Origin of the sequence: Pantoea sp. JZ2, assembly GCF_035191405.1 — a bacterium.
Taxonomy (GTDB): domain Bacteria; phylum Pseudomonadota; class Gammaproteobacteria; order Enterobacterales; family Enterobacteriaceae; genus Pantoea; species Pantoea stewartii.
The window spans coordinates 3,107,800-3,126,012 of sequence record NZ_CP045247.1 but is presented as its reverse complement, the minus strand read 5'-3'; the positions used below and the strand labels follow the sequence as shown (position 1 = coordinate 3,126,012).

The window sequence follows — 18,213 nt, the reverse complement described above, 5'->3', positions numbered from 1 at the left end:
GTAAAATCACGGCTAACGCGACGGGGCTGTTTTACACTGTCGCGCACTATCGCCCCATTATGCCGTTTTGACCAGGAAGAGCATGTTCTTACCCCACCCACCAGAAGAGCATGAGGAACCCGTGGCTCAGCCGCTTGCCGATGCGCACTTCGCGATTGTGGTGCTTGCAGTGACGTCGGTAACGCTTATAATTTTCGTTCTGATCGTCACGCTTTGGATGAGCTAGTGTTTATCAACCGGACCTGAAAGGAGTGAGGGATGGAATCGCGCGATGATAAACTGATTGCGATTATTGGGCTGCTGACGGCTTGCCTGATTGGTGTCACCTTTCTGTTTCTGATGACATGGTTTAACGACAGCCGTCTTACCACGCCCGTCGACCATGTCGATGCACAAACCTGCTATCCTAAACCGCCCACCGGTCAACGCTGAACGCGCTGACTGAATTTAATCTGCTGGCTTCGTAGTACCAGTGCCAGATTCTCGTGTACCGTTCGGTTGCCGTTCGGATCGGCCAGCCCTAACAGTGAGCCTGGCGACCGTCTGTCATCGGCCCAGGCCGGATACTCAACCACCGGGTACAGAGAAATCCCTTCCATCGCGATACCCTGATCCAGCGCGACCATAACATTTTCACTGACTTCCTGCAGCCAGGGGGCCCGTGCCTCGCCTTCTGCGCCCGTCTCAGCGATTAACATGGGGCGCTGATAGCGTTGCCAGTACTGGGCCAGTAAGAGGTGGAGTGGGGCCCGTACGGGATCGTCTCTGTCCATGGGCTGATCGGGAAAATACCAGTGGTTATCGGGGTAATAATTCAGACCCAGAATATCCAGATACTCTTCGCGCCCGCCCAGTTCCTTATCAAGGCGACCGGCCAGCATATCCCAGGCCTCAAACTGAGCCTGATGTTGGGCATCGGCCCCGGGTTTACTGTCGGGGTTATCAGGATGATGGGCAATCTGTACCAGCGGATCGGTAAGGACAAATCGCGCCGCGGGAATCACGTCGCGAATCGCCTGTATCGCCGCCAGAGAGGCACGGACCAGTTGCCGTTTTAACTCTTTTCCGCGCTGACTGACGTGAGGATTAAACCAGGCCACCTCCGCACCTGCCCAGGACCAGAACGATATTTGGTTAATCGGGGTAAAAAAGGGCTGTTCGATTCCCCGATCGCGCAGCAATGTCGCCATCGCACGGGCATAACGTTCAAAATGATCGACAAAGCTGGCTTTCCAGATAGTGAGATGGTCCGGATAGCCAAAATGGGCCAGCTCCCAGATGACCTGCAACTGTTGATCCCGCGCCGCATCGACCATGGGTAAAAAGCTACGCCAGTCGTACTGGCCTGGCGTTTTCTCAATCAGATGCCAGCGCGCACCGTCACGTGCGGTCAACAGATGCAAATCGACCAGCGCGGCATAGTCTTTTCTGAACAACATATCGTGGCCACTGCTGATCACCATATCCAGGCGTTTACCTGGCGTGCGGCAGGCGGTAGAGCAGGGAAAACTGCCCTGAAAAAAGCTTTGAAACAGACGGGGTTGATGGTGTACGTGATCGTCAGTGATAGGCTGGTTGCGCATATTCCTCTCCTGCCGGACAAATGTCGGTCACAGATCGTTGGAGTAAGTCTAGACTAAAAAACATTGCCTTCAGTCTTGCTGCTGAGCAACCGCGACTGGCATCCCGTGCCGCGCGAAGGAATAATAATAAATGACCGTAAGATTCAGGGACTCTCCATGACCGAAGCGTTTAATCTTCCCCAGCCTGCACCGAGCCAGAGTTGGCTTGAGCAACGGCTTGTTCCGCCCGGGCTGCGTCATCCGGGGCTAAGCGGTATTCATCCGCTGAGTGACGGGCTGGATGCCTTTGCTGCCCGTTACCTGCTGATGGAAAAAGCGACAAAGACGCTGGATATTCAATACTATATCTGGCAAAACGACATGTCTGGTCGGCTCCTGTTCAGCGCCATGCTGGATGCAGCCAATCGCGGCGTGAAAGTCCGGCTCCTGCTCGATGATAACAATACGCCAGGGCTGGACGATACGCTGGCGCAGCTTAATCATCATCCAAATATTACCGTCAGACTGTTCAACCCCTTTTCCTTTCGCACGTTGCGCGCCTTGGGTTACCTCACTGATTTTGCACGCCTCAATCGTCGTATGCACAATAAAAGCTTTACCGCCGATGGCATCACCACGGTGGTGGGTGGGCGCAACATTGGCGATGAATACTTTGGGACAGGTAACGAACCGCTGTTTGCCGATCTCGACGTGCTGGCAATTGGAACCGTGGTCAAGGAAGTGGCGGAGGATTTTGAACGCTACTGGCACAGTAAACCGGTTTCCCCTTTGGACGATGTGCTGGAACAGGACGTGACGGCACATCCTGAGGTCGTTCTGCCTCCCCAATGGCGTGAGAACGAGGGCGTTCAGCACTATCTGAAGCGACTGAGCCATTCGCCACTGATTCAGCAACTGACGCAGGACAGCTTACCGTTTGTCTGGGCAAAAGCCCGGCTGTTGAGTGACGATCCGCGCAAGGGGCTGGGTAAAGCCCGTCGCAAATCGCTTCTGCCCCAGCGCATGCTGGAGGTTATCGGTTCACCCCAGCGTCAGTTTGATATCATTTCCGCCTACTTTGTTCCCACCCGCGCGGGCGTGGCGCAGTTATTGTCGCTAAAGCGTAAAGGCGTGAAAATTGCGATTCTGACGAACTCTCTGGCAGCGAACGACGTTTCTGTTGTGCATGCCGGTTATGCCAAGTGGCGCAAAAAGCTCCTGCGTCATGGCATCGCGCTGTATGAGTTAAAGCCGCAGGCGGGCGTAAACGATGCGCCGCACGATCGCGGGTTAACCGGGAATTCTGGCTCAAGCCTGCATGCGAAAACCTTCTCGGTAGACGAAGCCATTCTTTTTATTGGCTCGTTTAACTTTGATCCGCGTTCCGCCGTGTTAAACACGGAGATGGGACTGGTGATCGAAAGTGAAACCCTGGCCACGGAAACCCACCGGCGCTTTAGTGAATCCATGCGTGACAGAGCCTGGACATTGCAACTGGATAAGTGGGGCCGGGTAAACTGGCTGGAATATCCAGGCGAAGCGCAGCAGGTTGTGCATAAGCATGAGCCCGGCTGTAGCTGGTGGCAACGTCTGCAGGTCCGGCTGGTCTGGCGGCTGCCTATTGAGTGGCTACTGTAATAAAAAAGGCGACCCGGACGGTCGCCTTTACCTTAACGCTTTTGCGGTTTACCGGAGAACAGAAAGCGCAGCAGAGGAATGCGCAGGTGCAACTCATACAAAATAAAGGAGGCACCAAACACCATTAAGAGGCCCAGAAAAAAGCCAAACGTGTTGTTGTGCAGATGCGGCGTCATAAAAATTCCGTACAGCAGGGTCAAAGGGTGATGCACCAGGTAAATGAACAGGGAGGCATTAACCAGGTACATGATCTGAGGAGAGTGAGAATTCAGCCATTTATGACCCAGGCTGTAACAAACGTTCAGCATGCAAAGCCCCATCATGCTGCTGATCAGCGCGTCGGTTTCATACAGCCAGCCTTCGCCACTGTTCAGCCGTTGGTTTGCAATGTAGGCGACCAGCATCACGACGGCCCCGACGTACAGCAGCGGGTTTGCCCGGACAAACAGCGTTTTCAGCGCCTGATGTTTCCAGCTGAGGGCACCCAGCATAAAAAACGGCAGGAAGAACAGACACTGCATAACGGCAAAGTTAAACAGCGCATCGCCCAACAGGGAAGGGTGGGCATAAAAAATCGCCCGCCGTACTGCTCCCCAGAGCACGGCCCACAATAACAGCCCCAGAGCCAGCTTTGTCCAGCCGACACGTTGGTAGTCAATATTGCGCTGTTGATCGCGTAGCCAGCGGAAGGTGAGCATGCCCAGTGTGGTAAGCAGCACCAGCACCAGCAAAAACCACAGGTGCGAGATCAACTCCCACATCAGCGTATTGTACTTGTCATACAGCGATAAATTGTTCCAGTTCGACAGCTTCGGTGTCCAGGCTTTCAGCATAAAGAACTGCGGCAGCGTGATCAGCGGAACCGCGGTGAGCATCGGAATCCCGACGCGCTCTAAGCGGACTTTCAGAAAGCGCTGAGGCTGATAGCGCAGATAGAGCATATAAGAGAAGTAGCCCGAGATAACAAAGAACACCTGCATACGAAACGAATGAATAAAATCATTGAGGGTAGTGAGCCACAGTGAGGCATCGTGGCTGTTGACGGCCCATGACTGAGACGAATAGATCAGGGAGACGTGAAACGGCACGCCTAACAACATCAAACAGGCCCGAATGGAGTCGAGAAAATATTCACGCTCAGGTTTTTTTGTACTCATAAAGTTCCAGTTCGTTAGTACGTTTTAGGCGGTTTCGCCCTGAAACCGTTTTATGTTGGAGGGAAATTCTAGCTGGAGATAACAGAGTATACTATCAGTTGAATCTCAGTTGAGCCCGTAACGTTTAATTGTCCTAAAATCACCTCGCGAGTAGATGATTATCGGGAACATTGTTGTGCATATGCTGTCAGAAAGCCGAATTATCCATTAAGATAAGCGGGTTTGTATTAAGCACACGAAAGGGGGGGATGTGCTGACTAATGTAAAAAATAATGTGGGGCTGACGAAAATGCGCTGGATTGGCGCAGCGGTCCTGCTGGCTTTGTATGCCAACAACAGTTGGGCGTTTAACTTTGATGATGTCGCGAAACAAGCGAAAGAGTTGTCTGGAAAAAGCTTTGAAGCGCCAAAAAGTAATTTACCCTCTCAGTTTCGTGACATGAAATTTGCTGATTATCAGCAGATTCAGTTCAACCACGATAAAGCGTATTGGGGCAAACTGCGTACGCCGTTTAAGCTCGAGTTTTACCATCAGGGCATGTACTTTGATTTGCCGGTGAAGATCAATGAAATCACAGCCAATACCGTACGTGAGATCAAATACAATCCTGACTATTTCAACTTTGGCAACGTGAAGCACGATGCTGATGCGGTTAAAAACCTTGGCTTTGCCGGTTTTAAAGTCCTGTATCCGTTGAACAGCAAGAATAAGAAAGATGACGAAATCGCCAGCTTCCTGGGGGCCAGTTATTTTCGTGTGATTGGTGCAGGCCAGGTTTATGGTCTGTCTGCCCGTGGTCTGGCGATCGATACCGCGCTGCCGTCAGGTGAAGAGTTCCCGCGTTTCAAAGAGTTCTGGATTGAACGTCCAAAACCCCAGGACAAGCAGTTAGTGATTTATGCGCTGCTGGATTCTCCACGTGCCACCGGTGCCTACCGTTTCACGATTCACCCAGGCCAGGAGACTACCGTCGATGTTAAGAAGCAGGTCTATTTGCGTGACAAGGTCGGTAAACTGGGCATCGCGCCGTTAACCAGCATGTTCCTGTTTGGCCGCAATCAGCCATCGACGGTCTCGAATTTCCGCCCTGAACTGCATGATTCGGACGGTTTGTCAATCCACAGCGGCAATGGTGAATGGATCTGGCGTCCACTCAACAACCCGCGCCATCTGGCGGTCAGTACCTACACGATTGAAAATCCGAAAGGCTTCGGGCTGCTGCAGCGCGGACGTGATTTCAATAATTATCAGGATCTGGACGATCGTTACGATCTGCGCCCAAGCGGCTGGGTTGAGCCATTAGGCGAGTGGGGCAAAGGCCATGTTGAGCTGGTGGAAATCCCTACCGCTGACGAAACCAACGATAACATCGTGGCGTTCTGGACACCGGAAAATCTGCCGGAACCCGGCAAAGCCATGGACTTTGACTACCGTCTGCACTTTGGCCGTAATGAAAACAAGCTGCATTCAGATGATGTTGCCTGGGTCAAAGATACGCTGCGCTCGGCGGGCGACGTGAAGCAGTCAAACCTGGTTCGTCAGCCGGATGGCACCGTGGCCTTCACCATCGATTTCGTAGGGAAAGACATGAGTGAAATGCCGGCCGACAGCCAGGTTGCGCCTCAGGTCAGCGTAGGTAAAAACGGGGAAGTGGTGGAACAGAGCGTTCGCTACAATCCGGTTACCAAAGGCTGGCGCCTGGTTCTGCGTATCCGGGTTAAAGATAACAAGCAGGCGACTGAAATGCGTGCCGCGCTGGTAAGCGGTGACAAAACATTGACGGAAACCTGGAGCTATCAGTTACCTGCCAATGAATAATCTGACTTTTACACCTCAACGCTATGTAGAAGCCCTGCCGCTGGATGCGGCAGGAAAAGCGCGTCTGGCGGCGTCTTTACAGAATGCCCAGACGTTTCATCAACTGCACGAATCGCTGGGTCAGGATGTGGCCGCCAGCGATCGTCCTGACGATGCACCGCTGAAGTCCGTTTCATCACGTGTTGAAATGGCCTGGCCTGATTCCCTCGCGGGTGGTGCACAGCTAGGCAAAGACTATCTGGAACGTACCACCCTGAAAGCGATGCCAAAGGTGAAGCGTTCACTGATGTTTCCGGAAGCCTGGCGCACTAACCCGCTGGCACGTGCCTGGGACTCATTACGGGGTCATAAGGCGGTTCCGCGTTATGCCACGGCGGAAGAGCAGCGCGCAGAAGAAAAATGGCGCCATGTCGGTTCTGTTCGCCGCTATATCCTCCTGATTCTTACGGTGTTTCAAACCGTGGTGGCCACGTGGTACATGAAGACCATTCTGCCTTACCAGGGCTGGACGCTGCTGGATCCGATGGACATGATCAACCAGAACTGGCAGCAGTCTGTCATGCAGATTCTGCCTTATGTGTTGCAGACGGGAATTTTGTTCCTGTTTGCGATTCTGTTCTGCTGGGTGTCGGCGGGCTTCTGGACAGCACTGATGGGCTTTTTACAACTGCTGATCGGTCGGGATAAATACAGCATCTCTTACTCGACAGTCGGGGATGAGGCGCTGAATCCAGAGCACCGTACCGCGCTGATCATGCCCATCTGTAATGAAGATGTGGGCCGTGTGTTCGCAGGCTTGCGCGCCACCTGGGAATCCGTTGTGCGTACAGGCAACGCTGAGCACTTCGATGTCTATATCCTGAGTGACAGCTACGATGCCGATATTGCTATTGCTGAGCAAAAGGCCTGGATGGAGCTGGTGCGTGATGTCGGTGGGGCAGGAAAGATCTTCTACCGCCGTCGCCGTCGTCGTGTGAAGCGTAAGAGCGGCAACATTGATGACTTCTGTCGTCGCTGGGGCAGCAACTATAGCTACATGGTCGTACTGGATGCGGACAGCGTCATGAGCGGGGAATGTCTGACCGGTCTGGTGCGCATGATGGAAGCGAACCCGAATGCCGGGATCATTCAGTCGTCACCAAAAGCGTCCGGAATGGACACGCTGTATGCGCGCTGCCAGCAGTTTGCGACGCGTGTTTATGGGCCGTTGTTTACCGCGGGTCTGCATTTCTGGCAGTTAGGGGAATCGCATTACTGGGGCCATAACGCCATCATCCGTGTGAAGCCGTTTATTGAGCACTGTGCGCTGGCACCGCTGCCCGGTGAAGGGTCTTTTGCGGGATCCATTTTGTCTCACGACTTTGTGGAAGCGGCACTGATGCGCCGTGCGGGTTGGGGCGTATGGATTGCCTATGATCTGCCTGGCTCGTACGAGGAATTGCCACCGAATCTGCTGGATGAGCTTAAACGCGATCGCCGCTGGTGTCATGGTAACCTGATGAACTTCCGGCTGTTCCTCGTTAAAGGGATGCATCCGGTCCACCGTGCGGTCTTCCTGACGGGCGTGATGTCATACCTTTCAGCCCCGCTGTGGTTTATGTTCCTGGCGCTGTCCACCGCCCTACAGGTGGTCCACACGCTGATGGAACCGACCTACTTCCTGCAGCCTCGACAGCTGTTCCCGGTCTGGCCGCAATGGCGTCCTGAACTGGCGATTGCGCTGTTCTCCACCACGCTGGTGCTGCTGTTCCTGCCGAAGCTGCTGAGTGTGGTGCTGATCTGGTGTAAAGGCGCGAAACCTTACGGTGGCGCACTGCGTCTGTTTGTGTCGCTGCTGCTGGAAATGCTGTTCTCGGTTCTGCTGGCACCGGTGCGCATGCTGTTCCACACCGTATTTGTGGTCAGCGCGTTCCTGGGCTGGGAAGTCGTCTGGAACTCACCGCAGCGTGATGATGATGCAACGCCCTGGAGCGAGGCCTTTAAACGTCATGGCTCGCAGATGGCATTGGGTATCGTATGGGCAGCCGGAATGGGCTGGCTGGATCTCAACTTCCTGTGGTGGCTGGCGCCTATTGTCTTCTCACTGATTCTGTCACCGTTTGTCTCAGTGATGTCGAGCCGTTCGGGGCTGGGCCTGAAGACCAAGAAGGCGAAGCTGTTCCTGATTCCGGAAGAGTATGATCCGCCAAAAGAGCTGATCGATACTGACCGTTACGTCGAGCTGAACCGCCAGCGCGTCCTGAAAAACGGCTTTATGCACGCGTTGTTTAACCCGGCGTTTAACGCACTGGCGACAGCGCTGGCGACCTCACGGCACAAGCACAGCCAGTTGTTAGATCATGCGCGCGATCGGCGGGTTGATCAGGCACTGAGCGATGCGCCCGAGAAGCTGGGTCGTGAACAACGTTTGCAGCTGATCAGCGATCCGGTGGTACTGGCGCGCGTTCACACCCGTTTGTGGGAAAGTGGCGAGAAATACCATCAGTGGGTAGAGAGTTATCAAAAACTTTCGCTCAATCCTGACGCGCTTCCGCATCAGGCATAATGAAAAAAGCGGCAGAGATGCCGCTTTTTTTTGCCCCTGGCCCGACACAGACAGCAACATTATTTTGCAGTTTTACGTAAACAGGATGGTAACGCCACCTGAGTCGTGATTAAAATGACGGCTGTCTAACCTGAGTCGCTATTGTGAATAAACTCGTTATGTTAACGCTGCTGTCCCTCGCTATCGTTACGCTGAGCGGCTGTGGCAGTATTATCAGCCGTACCGTGCCCGGACAGGGACACGGTAACCAGTTTTATCCCGGCGTAAAGTGGGACGTCAGAGAGGGGGCATGGCGGATTATCACCATTCTCGACCTGCCGTTATCACTGATCGTCGATACGTTGCTTATTCCGGTCGACGCCAGCCATGGACCTTACACGTAACCGCGATCGGAATCGCTGTTATCGTCTTCCCACTCTTCGGCGGCAGCCTTACCTTCTTCACTGTCCAGTGGGGGCTCAAGCTGAAATTCGCCATCGTCCCATTCATGCAGCGTGTTTTCCGCTAACCACTCCTGACGCAACTCAATTTCATCGAAGTCACCGTCAAAAATTGCCTGAGCGGCTTCACCACTGCGAATCGGTAAACATTCGCCTGAATCCCCTTCGTCTTCGAAGAACTCTGCCTGCCACATGATATCGCCATCCTGCATAACATATTTTTGCAGACCGAACTGATTGATAGCTGCATCATCTTGCTCAAGGTCTGGATGGTTGGCGAGAAACTCTTCACGCGCAGCGTCAATCGCTTCTTCCAGTGTAGTGAACATACTCATGCTTCTCTCCTTGCCTGATTAACGTGATTTCAGTGAAGGATAGACCAAAATCGCAGGAGAGAAAGTCAGTACGTCAGAGGGCGAATATGTCTGACGGTTCGGCAGGCAAAATGATGTGATGAAATCAGGCGGTACATCCTGCTGGCTGTCTCGCAGAGAAGGCCATCACAGCAGTTCGATGCCCCAGCGTTTCAGCAGAACGGCCCAGAGAACGAATACGATAAGCGTCAGGACGCAGCTCAGTCCCAGGGTAAGCCAGAAGCCTGTACGCTGATACAAAAAAGGAAACAGGATAAACATGGGCAAGGTCGGCACCACATACCAGAAGGTGTACCAGGCGTGGGCGGCAATTTTGGCCTGCGTTTGTCCTTCCAGTTTCATCCAGACAAGCACCAGAATCGTGACCAGTGGCAGCGCCGCAAGCAGGCCGCCAAGACGATCGCTGCGTTTTGCCGCTTCCGAGATCACCACCACCATCAGGGCCATTATTGCATATTTTGAAAGCAGCCAGAGCATCGTTTTCTCCTGTTCAACCGCAACGCATTATCCAGCTTAACATGAAGGGCATGCCCGACGGTGGAATGGGGGCAGGGCGAGGTCGTACCGCCAGGTCGGGTGCAGAACAAACGGTTTACCACCCCGTAAGGGAAAAGCGCTGCCCGCATCGGTGTCGGGCAGCGGTGAGGTTAATAGCGCGAGGGTTCGCCTTCAGGGCGGGTTTTAAAGCGGCGATGCAGCCACATGTACTGCTCAGGTGCCAGCAGTACGCCTTCTTCCACCACTTTATTCATGCGCGCGGCGGTGTCTTCTTCGCTGGTCAGCGGAAAATCAGCGCTGACATCAGGCAAAATGATCAACTCGTAACCGCGTCCTTCCGGCAGACGGCGCGGCACAAACGGGATAACCGCCGGTTTTCCGGTACGCATTAACATATGTGTCCCTACGGTGGTGGCGGCTTTGTCGACGCCAAAGAAGGGGACGAACACGCTGCTGCGGGGACCATAATCATGATCGGGCGCATACCAGATGATATCCCCACGTTTTAAGGCCCGGATCATGCCTTTCAGGTCCTTACGATCCAGCATGCCTTTATTGGAGCGCATACGACCGCGGGTTTGTAACCAGTCGATTAATTTATTGTCATTCGGCCGGTAAACGCCAATACCGGGATTATGAATGCCAAACATACGCGCGCCAATTTCCAGCGTCAGGAAATGCATACCGATAAGTAACACGCCGCGCTGGGTATCATGGGCCTGCTGAATATGTTCCAGACCGGAGGGTGTGTGCCATTTATGAATCCGCCAGTCGGGCCAGAACCACGCCATGCCGGTTTCAATCAGACCCATGCCCACAGATTCAAAATTATGCTTAATCATGGCTTCACGATCGTTGGTCGGCATATCCGGAAAGCTCAGTTCCAGGTTGCGGCGAGCAATGGCCACACGTCGCTTCATAAACCGCATAGCGATACGGCCAATACCGCTACCCAGCGCGTAGAGCAGGGGATAAGGTAACAGGACAAAAATATAGAGAAAAATGATACCCAACCAGGTCAACCAATAGCGGGGATGAAAAAGTGCACGTGAAAATTGAGGCAATTGGGTCATCTTGAATACTGTTATCCTGCGTCGTGCACCTGCGGTGCTGTTATTCGTCAGTTGCGGTTATTGTGCCATTTTTTTCCCCGCGGCTGAAATGTTAGAGCATTTCTCCGGGTGTTGCAGAAGATGAAAATGAGGGCACAACACCATCGCGCAACGAAATTTACCGTTTTACCTATCAATTTTTCTTATACGCTTCGCATTTTTTTCATTTCAGGTATCATGTGCGCGCTAAATTTCTTCTATTGATAACAGGAACGAACACCATGCCAGTGTTACACAACCTTGTTTCCAATAAAGAGCTGAAGGCGCGTATGTTGGCCGAAACCGAACCGCGCACCACAGTCTCTTTTTACAAGTACTTCACCATTGCCGATCCCAAAGCCTTTCGCGATGCGCTCTATGTCGGGTTAACCGCATTAAAGGTGTTTGGTCGCATCTACGTTGCCCATGAGGGCATCAATGCGCAGATCAGCGTGCCAGCCAGCCAGTACGAGGCTATGAAAGCCTTTTTGTACGGCTTTGATCCCGCGCTGGACAATCTGCGCATGAATATTGCGCTGGATGATGATGGCAAGTCGTTTTGGGTGCTGCGCCTGAAAGTGCGCGATCGCATCGTGGCTGACGGGATTGAGGACGACACCTTTGATGCCAGTAATGTCGGCAACTACCTGAAAGCGGCCGAAGTTAACGCCATGCTCGACGATCCTGATGCGGTCTTTGTCGATATGCGCAATCATTATGAGTATGAAGTCGGGCGTTTCGATAACGCATTAGAGGTGCCTGCCGACACGTTCCGCGATCAGCTGCCCATGGCCGTGGATATGCTCAAAGACAAGAAAGACAAAAAAATCGTGATGTACTGCACCGGAGGGATTCGCTGTGAAAAAGCCAGCGCCTGGATGCGACACAACGGTTTTCAGGATGTTTATCATGTCGAGGGTGGGATTATTGAATATGCACGTCGGGCGCGGGAACAAAATTTACCGGTGCGTTTTAAAGGTAAAAACTTTGTTTTTGATGAACGCATGGGCGAGCGTATATCGGATGATGTTCTGGCGCATTGTCATCAGTGTGGTGAGCCCTGCGATACGCACGTCAACTGCGTCAATGATGGTTGTCACTTACTGTTTATACAGTGCGAAAGTTGTGCCGAGAAGTATGAGCACTGCTGTAGCCCGTTGTGCCAGGAAGAAGCCCGTCTGTCGCCTGAAGAACAGCGTGCCCGTCGGGCGGGACGTGAGAATGGTAATAAAATCTTTAACAAGTCGCGTGGCTTGCTGAATATGACCATTCCGGCACCGACGCGGAAATAACCGACCCCGCCTGAAGGCCGACTTCAGGCGGGTGTTTTGTTACTGACGGACGCCTTCAACAGAGATAATTAACTCGACGTTCTGCGAGGCAGGGCCCAGGTCATGGGTGATATTAAAGTCTTTCAGCGCAATCTCGCCTTCAGCTTCAAAACCGGCACGATAACCGCCCCACGGATCTTTTCCTTCGCCCATCATTTTGGCTTCCAGCGTCACCGGTTTTGTCACGCCATTCAGCGTTAAATCCCCGGTGACCGCCAGTTTGTCACCGTCTTTTTTCACGGAAGTCGATTTGAACGTCGCGGTGGGATGTTTCGCCACGTTCAAAAATTCAGGGCCACGAATATGTTTGTCACGCTCGGCGTGGTTGGTATCCACGCTGTTGGTTTTAATCGTGACATCGACTTTATCGGCGGTGGGATTGTCTGCATCGAAGGTGAATGAGCCATCAAAATCTTTAAATGTCCCATACAGCCAGCTGTAGCCCAGATGCTGAATACGGAACTGAACAAAGGCGTGCTGGCCTTCTTTATCGATTTTGTAATCGGCGGCATTAGCGGTCATTGATCCCAGCAGCAGGCCAGTAGCGGTAACAGCCAGAAGCGTTTTTTTGAACATATCATTTTTCCTTTTCAGAGGGAGAGTGGATGCGCCGTCCCAGCATCCTTTTCAGGGTGATATCGCGGTCAATAAAGTGATGTTTTAACGCGGCAAGACCATGCAACACCGACAGCACCACGATGTTCCACGCCAGCCACAGATGAATATTTCCTGCTAAATCCGCCTGTTCACCCGCTCCACTGAATAATGCCGGTAACGAGAACCAACCGAAAACAGACACGGGTTTGCCATCCGCAGTCGAGATCAGATAGCCACTTAACAGAAGGGCAATAAGCAGGCTGTAAAGCAGCCAGTGCACGAACACTGCCGCGAAGCGCACCGCAGGAGAATAGCTACGCAACGGTTCAGGGGGCGGCGAAAGCACACGCCATACCAGTCGGATGACCAGCGCCAGCATTAATAACACGCCGATGCTTTTATGAATGTCAGGCGCGTTATGGTACCAGCTGTCGTAATAACTCAGGCCAACCATCCACAGGCCCAGCGCGAACATGGCGTAAATAACCACGGCCATTGACCAGTGCAGAAAAATCGTGAGTAAACCGTAACGGGTGGAGGAATTTGTCAGCGACATTGTGCTACAGCACTAAAGGAATACGTGGAAACAAGAATCTACAGAATGAAACACAAAATCAATGATGCTTACTTTTCTATAAATTTATTGTTGCTGGTGCAATGGGTTTGGTGAACCGATTTGACTAAGCGCAGGATTATTGAATAAACGCCCTTGTCTGGCGGCGGCATGATGTGACTGAGGGAGAAAACATCTCTGAAACACCTGGATGGCAGAAGAAAAAGCGGTAAAACGGGCTGGCGTGTAAATCTGTGTCAATGCGGCGCGGTGCACTGCACGCGCGCCGTACGGTCAGGCGTGAAAACGCGATAAACGGAAAGGGGTAAGATCGAAACTGAACGGTTTATTCTGTGCAAACTGACTGGCGAGTTCACCCAACACGCTGGCAAATTTAAAGCCATGTCCGCTTAAACCGGTGATGATCAGACGATTCGGTTCGCCCGGCAGTGTATCAATGATGAAATCCTCATCAGGACTCACGTCATAGCTACAGGCTTCACCGTGCAGGCAAACCCCAACGCCCGGTAAAAACTGACGGAGAAACCGGAAGGCTTCACTGCCATCGGCGGAAAGGCTGCCGAACGGCTTGCGGTCTTCAGGTGTTGTCATTAGCTGACCACCATCATGACGACCGACTTTTAAAGCATTGTTGTCCGCCGGGAAACCATAATACTGACTGCCATCCGGCATTTCGCAGGTGAAGCCAGGAAACGCATTGTTTTCACTGTAGCGGCCATCAGCCTGATACCAGGCAAACACTTTACGCGTAGGGGCGATGGGCAAATCGGGGACCAGTTTACTCACCCAGGTGCCCGTACTGACCAACAGTTTGCGCCCGCGGTAAAGGCCATCGAGCGTGGTAACCTGTTGCAATTCGCCGTCACGCCGGATCTGAGTAACCGGGCAGTTAAACAACTGCGCGCAGCCCTGTTTTTCTGCCAGCTGTATCCAGCTTCGAACCGCCTGTTCACTTTTTAAAAAGCCAGAGTTTGGTTCGAAAACGCCCAGATATCCGTCAGGAACCGCCAGCTGTGGCCAGCGCTTGCGCACGTCAGCCGCCTGCAGCACCTCGACAGGGAGCTGCCAGGTTTGGGCGCTGCTTACGACGTTTTGAATAAATTCAGACTGGACAGGCGCAAGATTCAGGACACCGCAACGATGCATAATGCGCTCGCCCGCCTGCTGTTCCAGTTCATCCCACAACGTTTGCGCACGCAATACCAGCGGTACATAGCGTTCGCCCTCGCCATAGGCATGACGAATCAAACGGCTTTCTCCGTGATGAGCACCCTGATGATGGGGAGGATGTGCGCTGTCAATCATCAGCACGGAAAGGCCAGCCTGGGTCGCATAATAGCCAGCCGCTGCACCCACTGAACCGCTACCGACCACAATGAGATCGTAAATCATGAAAATGGAACTCCTGAAAGGGTTACATAATCAATAGCATACCAGAAAGTCCATGAAAAAAGGCACCCGGGTGGGTGCCTCGCTGATGCAGCAGTATTAATGCTTCTTTCGTAGTCGTTCTACTTGCTCGGCAGATTCAATCTTAGCGATACCCGCTTCGAGAATAGAGATAAATTGCCTGGCTACATCTGTCGTCAGCCAGTAGGTCGGGCCGACGTCCGCGTCTTCTTCAGTTTGATCCTGCGACGAAAGGGAGTGCAGACGGATCATCATCGCATCATAGCTGTCAACAGTACTGATATCCCAGCCCACCAGAGGATGGGTCTGAATTACATCTTTCCGACTGTCCATTATAACCTCCTTATTACTCGTTAAACGAAGTGCATGATGAGGTTCAATGCGGCTTTTAATCTCCACTGCGAAACAATTATAACAGCAAAATGGCGATTCACTGATTAAAACGTATCATGGAAAGCCTGAATGCAGAATGATTATCTCTAAAACAGTCAGGCTGAGAAGATATAATACCTGAATACCGGGCGTGCAATTGTCCTAATTGAACAATAAAAAAGGCTTATTAAGGTCGTTAAACAGGGTTAAAGAGGGGAAGTTTCAACGCCTGCTGAACCGCTACGTTTTTGTAATGTCTCTGCAAGGCGCGCAAACTGCTGCTGCAATTGCTCATCATGGTTTTGATTTTGCGCTTCAAGCGAAAGATTATGCACCAGTAACTGACTGGCCCGGTCATCAAGACAGAAAATCAGGCTGGAAAAGGCGTTTTCCAGCACCGTCAAGCGGCGTTGCTGTTCACCGATGAGCGTCAGCAGCTCGCCAAAGGTCATGGCTTCTTCGGGTTTATCTGTAGTCATGGGATGAAACTCCTTTTATGCATGATCAGCGCCAGCATAGGGCATTGGTCATTCGGAGTCCAGATGGGCAAGCGGTTAGTCAGGCATAAATGAAGATAAAAAAACCGGGTGGCGAAACCCGGTAAAAACAGCACAGTGGCGGTTAATCGGTAATGAACCAGTCGTCAGCGCTTTCCCACGTTTGCTGCAGGATTTCACTGATTTGTTCACGCGTGTCTTTGTCACCGCCCATTACGCTCAGCTGATTCGCCGTGGCGTAACGCACTTTGACCTGATTGGTGAATTGCGGAAATTGTTCATCGATCCGGCGCGACAGCTCCTGGCTCAGGGCTTCCATCGCACCAGCGGGAAGAGGTTGGGTTTTGGCAACGGTAATTTCAACACGCATAAAAGCCTCCGCATAAGATACTGTATATAATTACAGTATAAATATAGCGGAGGCAAGCGAAATTATTTTATACGCCAGTTGAGGGTTTCCCCGGCCAGGAAAGGCACCAGCGTATGAGAGCCCATTGCAATGCTTTCTTCTACCGTCCATGGCTCACGCACCAGCGTAAGGGTGCCTTCGTTCAGTGGCAGGCCATAGAAACGCGGACCATTTTCAGAACAAAATGCCTCAAAATGCTGCAGGGCATTGAGCTCTTCAAATACGGTGGCGTACGCGGGCAGGGAGGTAGGGGCGTTGAACACACCCGCACAGCCGCAGCTGCTCTCTTTCAGATGGCGCAAATGAGGCGCGGTGTCGGTACCCAGAAAGAAACGGGGATGACCGGAGGCGACAATCCTGCGCAGCGCCTGCTGATGCGTATTGCGTTTCAGGATCGGCAGACAGTACAGGTGAGGGCGGATACCCCCGACTAGCATATGGTTGCGGTTGAACATCAGATGCTGCGGCGTAATCGTTGCCGCCAGGTTTTCATTGGCGCTTTCCACATAGTCAGCTGCATCTTTGGTCGTGATGTGTTCCATCACCACTTTCAGCGCGGGGAACTGTTTGCGTAGCGGTTCCATCACCGTTTCAATAAAGCGGGCTTCGCGGTCAAAAATATCGATGTGCGAGTCCGTCACTTCACCGTGCACCAGCAGCGGCATTCCCAGCGTTTGCATCCGCTCCAGCACTGAGGCAATCGAAGCAATATTGGTGACACCATGGCTTGAATTGGTCGTGGCATGAGCGGGATACAGTTTGGCGGCCGTGAACAATCCCGACTGAAAACCGCGGGCCAGCTCATCGGCCTCTAACGAGTCGGTCAGGTAGCAGGTCATCAGGGGGGTAAAAGCGTGCCCGTCAGGTAAGGCAGCCAGAATGCGATTGCGATAAGCTTCGCCCGCCGCGACGCTGACTACCGGCGGAACCAGATTGGGCATGACGATAGCACGACCATTGACTGCGCTGGTATAGGGCAGCACAGTGTTGAGCATATCATCATCACGAAGATGGATATGCCAGTCATCTGGACGGCGGATAGTAAGTTGCTGAGGGTGTGCGGTCATGAATGCGGCTCCGGCAAGTAGAATAAACGAAAGGCGTGTTTAGGCCGGGTTATAAGCATAAGGACTTAGGCAACCGTTTGCACCTGTTTTTCTTTTTTTAAAAAAATCCGCGCCTGAAGGCGCGGATAAGATGACGGTAAAGCTGCCTGTCAGGCGGTTATTCGGTGAAGGGGATGACCAGTTCACCAGGCTTCACTTCCAGCCCTTTCGCGAATTTTTTCGCCAGCGATTCCGCTTTACTGCGATCGGCGCTCAGCACGTAGGCCGGGTGCTGATCAAAGTAGCTTTTTAACGACTGATTCAGATAAGGCGTCAGGGTTTTCATAATAGAGGCCATTTTCTCGGGCTGAACCTGCGCATCGACGATTTCCATATCGCGCAAATATATGGCTCCTTGCTGCTGATCAAACACTGGCTGCGCACGCATTTTGAGCTGCATATCGGCCTGTTGCGGACCAAAGAGTGAGGAGACATTAATTTTGGCATCGCCCGATAAGGTGACTTTGCCTGGCACGTCCCGACCAATCTGGCTATTCAGGTTAGTTAACACAATATGGGCATTGACCAGACCTGATACGCCAATGTCTTTTTCGAAGTTATTATGTTTTTGCAGGGCCTGATTGACTTCCTGTTCGCTAATTGTGTATTGCGTTAACTGATTACAGCCACTCAGTAAAACCGCTAAAAACAGGGCAACCAGCCCGTGAAAAACCGTCTTCATACTTCCCTCGTTTAACTGAAAAACTCGCTCGTGGCATAGCCTGCCTGAATGCAAACCGTCTGTCATCAGGAATGGGATGATATGGATTTGCCGAAAATGCCTTCCGGAAGA

General features: G+C 52.5%; 20 protein-coding genes. 7 read left to right on the top strand and 13 right to left on the bottom strand.

Annotation, left to right across the window (positions count from 1 at the left end; genetic code table 11):
• The first annotated feature begins 82 nt into the window (after window positions 1–82).
• Window positions 83–226 carry a hypothetical protein gene (locus GC087_RS15045; protein ID WP_006118788.1) on the top strand — a complete coding sequence of 48 codons (144 nt, stop codon included), beginning with the start codon at window positions 83–85 and terminating at the stop codon, window positions 224–226.
• A 32-nt stretch (window positions 227–258) separates the two neighbouring features.
• Window positions 259–432: a hypothetical protein gene (locus GC087_RS15040; protein ID WP_006118789.1), complete on the top strand. Its 174-nt coding sequence runs from the start codon at window positions 259–261 to the stop codon at window positions 430–432.
• On the opposite strand, the gene GC087_RS15035 is transcribed toward GC087_RS15040, so the two are convergent.
• Window positions 423–1,583, bottom strand: a complete 1,161-nt coding sequence (locus GC087_RS15035; protein WP_033737580.1) for a glycoside hydrolase family 1 protein — start codon at window positions 1,581–1,583, stop codon at window positions 423–425. The two genes, GC087_RS15040 and GC087_RS15035, sit on opposite strands and share 10 nt — an antisense overlap.
• Before the next feature lie 156 nt (window positions 1,584–1,739).
• Here GC087_RS15035 and GC087_RS15030 point away from each other — a divergent pair, with 156 nt between their 5' ends.
• A complete protein-coding gene (locus GC087_RS15030; RefSeq protein ID WP_324028652.1) occupies window positions 1,740–3,200 on the top strand; it encodes a phospholipase D family protein in 1,461 nt (486 codons plus the stop codon).
• A gap of 32 nt (window positions 3,201–3,232) precedes the next feature.
• On the opposite strand, the gene mdoC is transcribed toward GC087_RS15030, so the two are convergent.
• Complete coding sequence (mdoC, locus tag GC087_RS15025) at window positions 3,233–4,357, bottom strand: glucans biosynthesis protein MdoC (protein ID WP_033737578.1); 1,125 nt, start codon at window positions 4,355–4,357, stop codon at window positions 3,233–3,235.
• Between the two features lie 280 nt (window positions 4,358–4,637).
• Between mdoC and GC087_RS15020 the strand changes: the two genes are divergently transcribed.
• From GC087_RS15020 to GC087_RS15010, 3 genes are all read left to right on the top strand, one after another.
• On the top strand, window positions 4,638–6,176 hold the full coding sequence (locus GC087_RS15020) for a glucan biosynthesis protein G (protein ID WP_324030644.1): 1,539 nt from the start codon (window positions 4,638–4,640) through the stop codon (window positions 6,174–6,176).
• Window positions 6,169–8,721: a glucans biosynthesis glucosyltransferase MdoH gene (gene mdoH, locus GC087_RS15015; RefSeq protein ID WP_033737576.1), complete on the top strand. Its 2,553-nt coding sequence runs from the start codon at window positions 6,169–6,171 to the stop codon at window positions 8,719–8,721. Before GC087_RS15020 ends, mdoH begins: the two co-directional genes overlap by 8 nt.
• Before the next feature lie 158 nt (window positions 8,722–8,879).
• Window positions 8,880–9,104, top strand: a complete 225-nt coding sequence (locus GC087_RS15010) for a YceK/YidQ family lipoprotein (protein WP_044241856.1) — start codon at window positions 8,880–8,882, stop codon at window positions 9,102–9,104.
• Here the strand turns inward: GC087_RS15010 and GC087_RS15005 are convergent.
• The 3 genes from GC087_RS15005 to GC087_RS14995 form a co-directional block, all read right to left on the bottom strand.
• Complete coding sequence (locus GC087_RS15005) at window positions 9,095–9,496, bottom strand: MysB family protein (RefSeq protein ID WP_033737574.1); 402 nt, start codon at window positions 9,494–9,496, stop codon at window positions 9,095–9,097. The genes GC087_RS15010 and GC087_RS15005 overlap by 10 nt on opposite strands.
• 165 nt (window positions 9,497–9,661) lie before the next feature.
• Entirely contained in the window at window positions 9,662–10,012 is a 351-nt protein-coding gene (locus GC087_RS15000; protein WP_324028651.1) for a DUF3147 family protein, read from the bottom strand.
• A 170-nt stretch (window positions 10,013–10,182) separates the two neighbouring features.
• A complete protein-coding gene (locus GC087_RS14995; protein WP_324028650.1) occupies window positions 10,183–11,106 on the bottom strand; it encodes a Kdo(2)-lipid IV(A) acyltransferase in 924 nt (307 codons plus the stop codon).
• A gap of 260 nt (window positions 11,107–11,366) precedes the next feature.
• On the opposite strand from GC087_RS14995, the gene GC087_RS14990 reads away from it, so the two are divergent.
• Window positions 11,367–12,416, top strand: a complete 1,050-nt coding sequence (locus GC087_RS14990) for an oxygen-dependent tRNA uridine(34) hydroxylase TrhO (RefSeq protein ID WP_033737572.1) — start codon at window positions 11,367–11,369, stop codon at window positions 12,414–12,416.
• A gap of 39 nt (window positions 12,417–12,455) precedes the next feature.
• Here GC087_RS14990 and GC087_RS14985 read toward each other — a convergent pair whose 3' ends face one another.
• The 8 genes from GC087_RS14985 to GC087_RS14950 form a co-directional block, all read right to left on the bottom strand.
• Window positions 12,456–13,031 carry a YceI family protein gene (locus GC087_RS14985; RefSeq protein ID WP_324028649.1) on the bottom strand — a complete coding sequence of 192 codons (576 nt, stop codon included), beginning with the start codon at window positions 13,029–13,031 and terminating at the stop codon, window positions 12,456–12,458.
• 1 nt (window position 13,032) lies between these two features.
• On the bottom strand, window positions 13,033–13,608 hold the full coding sequence (locus GC087_RS14980; protein ID WP_324028648.1) for a cytochrome b: 576 nt from the start codon (window positions 13,606–13,608) through the stop codon (window positions 13,033–13,035).
• Window positions 13,609–13,899: 291 nt separating this feature from the next.
• Window positions 13,900–15,018 carry an N-methyl-L-tryptophan oxidase gene (gene solA, locus GC087_RS14975; protein ID WP_006118801.1) on the bottom strand — a complete coding sequence of 373 codons (1,119 nt, stop codon included), beginning with the start codon at window positions 15,016–15,018 and terminating at the stop codon, window positions 13,900–13,902.
• Between the two features lie 96 nt (window positions 15,019–15,114).
• The gene (bssS, locus tag GC087_RS14970; RefSeq protein WP_006118802.1) at window positions 15,115–15,369 is read right to left on the bottom strand and encodes a biofilm formation regulator BssS; all 255 of its coding nucleotides are present in this window, start codon (window positions 15,367–15,369) and stop codon (window positions 15,115–15,117) included.
• 245 nt (window positions 15,370–15,614) lie between these two features.
• A complete protein-coding gene (locus GC087_RS14965; protein ID WP_006118803.1) occupies window positions 15,615–15,887 on the bottom strand; it encodes a hypothetical protein in 273 nt (90 codons plus the stop codon).
• Window positions 15,888–16,029: 142 nt separating this feature from the next.
• Window positions 16,030–16,275 (bottom strand): DNA damage-inducible protein I, encoded by a 246-nt coding sequence (gene dinI / locus GC087_RS14960; protein ID WP_006118805.1) that lies wholly within the window; start codon window positions 16,273–16,275, stop codon window positions 16,030–16,032.
• Between the two features lie 62 nt (window positions 16,276–16,337).
• The gene (pyrC, locus tag GC087_RS14955; RefSeq protein ID WP_006118806.1) at window positions 16,338–17,381 is read right to left on the bottom strand and encodes a dihydroorotase; all 1,044 of its coding nucleotides are present in this window, start codon (window positions 17,379–17,381) and stop codon (window positions 16,338–16,340) included.
• Between the two features lie 157 nt (window positions 17,382–17,538).
• Entirely contained in the window at window positions 17,539–18,102 is a 564-nt protein-coding gene (locus GC087_RS14950) for a lipoprotein (protein WP_058701396.1), read from the bottom strand.
• Between the last annotated feature and the right edge of the window lie 111 nt (window positions 18,103–18,213).

Excerpts from the sequence above, each read along its gene's own strand:
- GC087_RS14980 (WP_324028648.1), bottom strand. The coding sequence starts at position 13,608 with ATGTCGCTGACAAATTCCTCCACCCGTTACGGTTTACTCACGATTTTT.
- GC087_RS15035 (WP_033737580.1), bottom strand. The coding sequence starts at position 1,583 with ATGCGCAACCAGCCTATCACTGACGATCACGTACACCATCAACCCCGT.
- mdoC (WP_033737578.1), bottom strand. The coding sequence starts at position 4,357 with ATGAGTACAAAAAAACCTGAGCGTGAATATTTTCTCGACTCCATTCGG.
- GC087_RS14985 (WP_324028649.1), bottom strand. The coding sequence starts at position 13,031 with ATGTTCAAAAAAACGCTTCTGGCTGTTACCGCTACTGGCCTGCTGCTG.
- GC087_RS15040 (WP_006118789.1), top strand. The coding sequence starts at position 259 with ATGGAATCGCGCGATGATAAACTGATTGCGATTATTGGGCTGCTGACG.
- GC087_RS15000 (WP_324028651.1), bottom strand. The coding sequence starts at position 10,012 with ATGCTCTGGCTGCTTTCAAAATATGCAATAATGGCCCTGATGGTGGTG.
- mdoH (WP_033737576.1), top strand. The coding sequence starts at position 6,169 with ATGAATAATCTGACTTTTACACCTCAACGCTATGTAGAAGCCCTGCCG.
- GC087_RS14950 (WP_058701396.1), bottom strand. The coding sequence starts at position 18,102 with ATGAAGACGGTTTTTCACGGGCTGGTTGCCCTGTTTTTAGCGGTTTTA.
- GC087_RS15010 (WP_044241856.1), top strand. The coding sequence starts at position 8,880 with ATGTTAACGCTGCTGTCCCTCGCTATCGTTACGCTGAGCGGCTGTGGC.
- GC087_RS14995 (WP_324028650.1), bottom strand. The coding sequence starts at position 11,106 with ATGACCCAATTGCCTCAATTTTCACGTGCACTTTTTCATCCCCGCTAT.
- GC087_RS15030 (WP_324028652.1), top strand. The coding sequence starts at position 1,740 with ATGACCGAAGCGTTTAATCTTCCCCAGCCTGCACCGAGCCAGAGTTGG.
- pyrC (WP_006118806.1), bottom strand. The coding sequence starts at position 17,381 with ATGACCGCACACCCTCAGCAACTTACTATCCGCCGTCCAGATGACTGG.
- GC087_RS15005 (WP_033737574.1), bottom strand. The coding sequence starts at position 9,496 with ATGAGTATGTTCACTACACTGGAAGAAGCGATTGACGCTGCGCGTGAA.
- dinI (WP_006118805.1), bottom strand. The coding sequence starts at position 16,275 with ATGCGTGTTGAAATTACCGTTGCCAAAACCCAACCTCTTCCCGCTGGT.
- GC087_RS14965 (WP_006118803.1), bottom strand. The coding sequence starts at position 15,887 with ATGACTACAGATAAACCCGAAGAAGCCATGACCTTTGGCGAGCTGCTG.
- bssS (WP_006118802.1), bottom strand. The coding sequence starts at position 15,369 with ATGGACAGTCGGAAAGATGTAATTCAGACCCATCCTCTGGTGGGCTGG.
- GC087_RS14990 (WP_033737572.1), top strand. The coding sequence starts at position 11,367 with ATGCCAGTGTTACACAACCTTGTTTCCAATAAAGAGCTGAAGGCGCGT.
- solA (WP_006118801.1), bottom strand. The coding sequence starts at position 15,018 with ATGATTTACGATCTCATTGTGGTCGGTAGCGGTTCAGTGGGTGCAGCG.
- GC087_RS15045 (WP_006118788.1), top strand. The coding sequence starts at position 83 with ATGTTCTTACCCCACCCACCAGAAGAGCATGAGGAACCCGTGGCTCAG.